Origin of the sequence: Mesorhizobium sp. M1A.F.Ca.IN.022.07.1.1 (genome assembly GCF_003997575.1) — a bacterium.
Lineage (GTDB): Bacteria > Pseudomonadota > Alphaproteobacteria > Rhizobiales > Rhizobiaceae > Mesorhizobium.
In genome coordinates this window covers 1-4,472 of the sequence record NZ_RZST01000415.1, presented here as the reverse complement: position 1 = coordinate 4,472, position 4,472 = coordinate 1, and the positions used below count along the sequence as shown (strand labels likewise).

Here is a 4,472-nt window from a genome sequence, read left to right as displayed (position 1 = left end):
GCCGAGCACGTCGTTGCAGATGTCCTCGAGCAGCTCTTCCTGCTCGGAGATCGACATCGCGAAATTCTTGATCGCGATGATGTCGTTGACGATGTCGCGGATTTCCTCGCGCGCGCTTTCCGGATCGAGCTTGGCGAGCTGCGAAAGATCGATCGTGTCGATGAGCGCGGAAAACACCTGGCTCTTGGTGTCATAATAGGTTTCGCCGCGCTCGCGCTGTACCCTTTTCGGCGGCTCGGGCGCCATCGGCGGCGCCTCCACCGGACGGCGAGCGGGGGACGCGGCGGGCGTGCTCGGCGCGGGCGCGGCCGGCCGATCGACAGCGATCGTCCCAGCCGGAGCGGGAGCGGCCGGAGGAGGTGCTGGCGGACGGAATTCGGGAGCTGCCCGGCTGCCGTCGTCTGTGCCTCTTTTACCAAACATGATCGACTACCCGATGCCGCTCAGCGAGCGTCATTTCTTGCTGCGTGAAAGCTTGCCGAGGATGGCGCCAAGGCTTGCCTTTTTCTTCGCCTTGATCTCGCTGCGCCCTGTCAGCACATGCGCTATTTCGTTGATCGTGCCGACGACCGGACTCTTGGCATCCATCTCGCCGAGCATGCGGCCATTGTTGGCGGCGTTGCCGAACAGCAGCGGCTCGAAATTGATCACCGCCATCGGCGTGATGCCGAGCGGTTCGGAAAAATCCGATGCCGCGATCTCCGGGCGTTTCGGAACGCCCGCCTGGTTGATGATCAGCTTCGGCGGCGGGTCGTTCGGACGCAGCCGCTTCAGCATGTCGACCATATTCTTGGTGTTGCGCAGATTGGCGAGTTCTGGCGTGGCCGTGATGACGATCTCGTCGGCCTTGATCAGCGTGCTCTTGGTCCAACCGCTCCAGACGTGAGGGACGTCGAGCACGAGCAAGGGCGCGCTGCGCTGCGCCGTTTCGATGACCTGGGAGAAGGCGTCCGGATCGAAATCATAGACGCGCTCGAGCGTGGACGGTGCCGCCAGCAGCGACAAATGCTCGGCGCATTGCGCGAGCAGCCGGTCGAGATAGACCTCATCGACGCGCTCGGGCGAAAACACCGCCTCGGCGATGCCCTGCGCGGGGTCCCGGTCGAAGTTGATATTGGCGGTGCCGAAGGCGAGATCGAGATCGGCGACGACGACTTCGGACTTGAACAAGGACGACATCGCCCAGGCGACGTTGTGGGCGATCGTCGAGGAGCCGACGCCGCCCTTGGCGCCGATGAAGGCGATGGAGCGGCCGATCGGATCGGACTCGGGATCGACGAAGATCGACGAGACGACGCTGACGATATCGGTCATCGAGACCGGCGCGATGACATATTCGGAAATGCCCGAACGGATAAGCTCTCGGTAGAGGCCGACATCGTTGTAATGGCCGATGACCACGACCTTCGAGGTCGGATCACAGTATTCGGCGAGCTGAGCGAGCTGCTCCAGCAGCTGTTTCGGCTCGCTGCGCGATTCCAGCAGGATCAGGTTTGGCGTCGGCGCCGACTGGTAGAATTCGATCGCGGTGGCGATGCCGCCCATATGGACCTTGAGATGGGCCTTGGCCATGCGGCGGTCCTCGCCGGCGCGCCCGATCGGATTTGCGACGCCTTCGGTCTCGCAGAAAGCCTGGATCGAGATGCGCGGCACCGGGCGCAGCGCCTGCATGGCGGCGATGTCCTGTTGCGAAAGATCGCCGGGATCCGCAGGCGTGTCGTAGGCAAGGTTGCTCATCGTCATGCTCTTTCCGTGATCCGGCGCGGGCTCAGTAAGTCACTTCCGAATTGCCGAGGAACTCATCCGAAATGCCTCTCGCCCGGTAGACGTCGATCACCGCGCCGCGATTTTCGGCATCGATGTCGGACTGCTTGCGTGGCCCGAGCAGATCGTTGGGATTGGCCATCTGGGCGGCGAGGTTGTTCTGATAGGAGCACCCGAAATCGGCGTAGTGCTTGTTCTCGGAAGTCTGGGTCAGATCCTCGGGCCAACGCCCGCATTTGTCGGTCTGTGCCCTCACCGCCACGAAGGCCACGCGGACCGGCGCCGAAGCCTCGGGCACGGCCGACTGATAGGAGGTCATGATGATATTGTTGCGCTTGACGCCTGCGGCCATCGCAAGCCTGGCGAAATCGCGGCTCGCGGCCTGAGCGGCGGCCTGGTTCGCGGAACCAACCGGGGCCGCGATCGTCAGCGCCGGCGCGGCGCTCCTGTCGTAGCCGTCGAGGAAGCCGAGCAGAGTGTCGCGCTGCGAAGCCGTCATGCCGCGATCACCGGCGCCGACCGGGAGGTCGATCTTCTGGTTCTTCTCGGCGATAACGATCGGATGATTGGTGCGGTAGTCGTCCGGAATGGAGCCCACCGTCACACTGTCGCGATGGAAGTTGGCGCATCCGGTGAGCGACGCCGCAAGGGCGATCGCCAGGACCGGAGACGCCCCGCGGAATCGTCCGCGGCCGGATTGTGCCGCTGCGATCGTCATCGCCTTCGTTGTTGAGTTCGACATGTCCGCTTTCCCGCTCACTTATAGATGAAGCCGACGACGCCGTGGTAACGGCCAGGTGGCCTATCGGTCTGCATGGTGCCGTAGACGCGATTGACGCGACCGAGGAACATGCCGGCGCCGTCGCTCGGCGCATTGAAATTATCGTCGGGCTTGGCCAATTCGTTGCGCGCCACTGGCCGCGCCAGATAGGGCGTGATGATGATGACGAGCTCGCTCTCGTTGCGCACGAAGTCGCGGCTGCGGAAGAGCGCGCCGAGGACCGGAATCTTGGTCAGTCCGGGCAATCCATTGACGGCCTGCCTGACGTCGTCGCGGACAAGGCCTGCGATCATCATCGAACCGCCGGAAGGCAGTTCCACCGTCGTATCGGCCAGGCGCTTACGCAGCGACAAAGCGTTCATACCGGGGCTTGTCCCGCCGTCGGACAGCGAAACCGATCCCTCGGTTGTCGGCTCGGAAACGGCAGTCCGCACCTTCAGGCTGATGCGGCCGGGTGACAGGACCACCGGCTGGAACTCCAATCCGATGCCGTATTCGATTTTCTCGATGGAATAGGTCTTCAGACCCGTCTGGTTGTCGGTGGAGACGTTGGCCGAAACGCTGTTCACCATGTTGTATTCGCCGCCGACCTTGAAGGTCGCCTTCTCGCCGGACACCGCAGTGAGCGTCGGTTCTGCCAGTGTCTTCATAACGCCGGCCGATTCCATGGCATTGATGTAGGCCTGGATCGAGGACGTCCCGACATTGAAGCTCGAGTTGGACAGCTGCTTGCCGAGGCCGGTGAAATTGTCGCTGAGAGCGCCCCAGGAAATGCCGTTGCTGCCGCCGTTGCCGATCATATTGACGCCGAGCTGCTTCATCACCGAGCGGCTGACTTCCGCAACCGTCACCTTCAGCGTCACCTGATCGTCGCCGATGATCTGCAGCAGATTGACGATCTTGGAGACGCGGCGCTCCTGGTCGGGATTGTTGATGTCGACGCCGCCATTGGCGGACCCGCCGGCGGCCGTCTGTGAATATTGGCCAGTCGTCGCTTCACCGCCCGAGACGAAGATGGTGGCCAGGTCGACGGCGCGCTTGGCGTCGAGCGGTGTATCGACATTTCCCGTGAGAATCACGTTGTCGTTCAGCAGTTCGACCTTGATCTGCGACGTCGGGAGGAAGCGCTTGAGATAGTCTTCCAGCCCGGCCACGTCGCGTTCGACCGCCAGGTCGAGACTGGCGATCTGCTCGCCGTTGGGACCGAAGACGAAGATGTTGGTTTCGCCGACCGCCTTGCCGAACAGATAGATGCGGCGCGCCGTGCGCGTCACTGCGTCGGCGACCGCGGGATTGGCGACGAGTATGTCGTAAGCGTCGCTCGGCAGGTCGATCACCACCGACTTATTGAGGCCGAGCTTGACGCGCTGCGAGGCAACCGAGGCCGTCACACCCGCCGCCCTGTTCGCGGCCTTTGCCTCGACGAGCCCAGGCGCATTGGTGCCGATCAGGAACAGGCCGATTGCGGCCGCCGCGATGACGGGCAGTTTGCCGATTAGCCTCATTTCCTTGCTCCCACTTCGGAAACCTGGCCCGACTTGATCAATCGCACCGTGCCGCGCCGGCCATTGCCGTTCACCAGGTAGTCGGCCTCGCCCAGGTTCTTCTCATTCGTGTCGGTGATCGAACGCAGCGCCAGGGTCAGGCGGTCCGCCATCTGCTGCGCCACCGTGATGATCTCCGCCTGCTGCGGCGTGAGCTCCAGCGTCGCGGTCTGGCCGACCCTGGTCTTCTTGCCTTCCTCGTCCTCCTGGATGGTCTGGTCGATGGCCAGGACACGGATGTTCTTCAGGATGGTCTCGGTATTGAAGCCGCTGCCGCCATTGCTGGCGTCGGCCCGCCGGGTCATGATGACGTCGACGAAGTCATTGGGCAGGATGAAGCCGCCGGCGGACGTATCGGCCGATATGGCGGTCGCGGCCGCCCG

Annotated in this window: 4 protein-coding genes and 1 pseudogene; all 5 read right to left on the bottom strand. The window is 63.3% G+C overall.

Annotated features, from left to right (window positions below):
* Nucleotides 1-423: pseudogene (locus tag EOA75_RS29320) on the bottom strand (CpaF family protein); the annotation flags it as partial.
* A gap of 30 nt (nucleotides 424-453) precedes the next feature.
* Nucleotides 454-1,737 carry a CpaE family protein gene (locus tag EOA75_RS29315; RefSeq protein ID WP_206517057.1) on the bottom strand — a complete coding sequence of 428 codons (1,284 nt, stop codon included), beginning with the start codon at nucleotides 1,735-1,737 and terminating at the stop codon, nucleotides 454-456.
* 31 nt (nucleotides 1,738-1,768) lie between these two features.
* Nucleotides 1,769-2,506, bottom strand: coding sequence for a CpaD family pilus assembly protein (locus EOA75_RS29310; protein WP_095799344.1), 738 nt, complete (start codon nucleotides 2,504-2,506; stop codon nucleotides 1,769-1,771).
* A gap of 14 nt (nucleotides 2,507-2,520) precedes the next feature.
* Nucleotides 2,521-4,050, bottom strand: a complete 1,530-nt coding sequence (locus tag EOA75_RS29305) for a type II and III secretion system protein family protein (protein ID WP_095799343.1) — start codon at nucleotides 4,048-4,050, stop codon at nucleotides 2,521-2,523.
* A partial coding sequence (gene cpaB, locus EOA75_RS29300) for a Flp pilus assembly protein CpaB (protein WP_127325789.1) occupies nucleotides 4,047-4,472 on the bottom strand: 426 nt, incomplete at its 5' end. The genes EOA75_RS29305 and cpaB, both read right to left, overlap by 4 nt.

What these genes read in the sequence shown, in the direction of transcription:
- EOA75_RS29305 (WP_095799343.1), bottom strand. Translation starts at nt 4,050, where the DNA reads ATGAGGCTAATCGGCAAACTGCCCGTCATCGCGGCGGCCGCAATCGGC.
- EOA75_RS29310 (WP_095799344.1), bottom strand. Translation starts at nt 2,506, where the DNA reads ATGTCGAACTCAACAACGAAGGCGATGACGATCGCAGCGGCACAATCC.
- EOA75_RS29315 (WP_206517057.1), bottom strand. Translation starts at nt 1,737, where the DNA reads ATGAGCAACCTTGCCTACGACACGCCTGCGGATCCCGGCGATCTTTCG.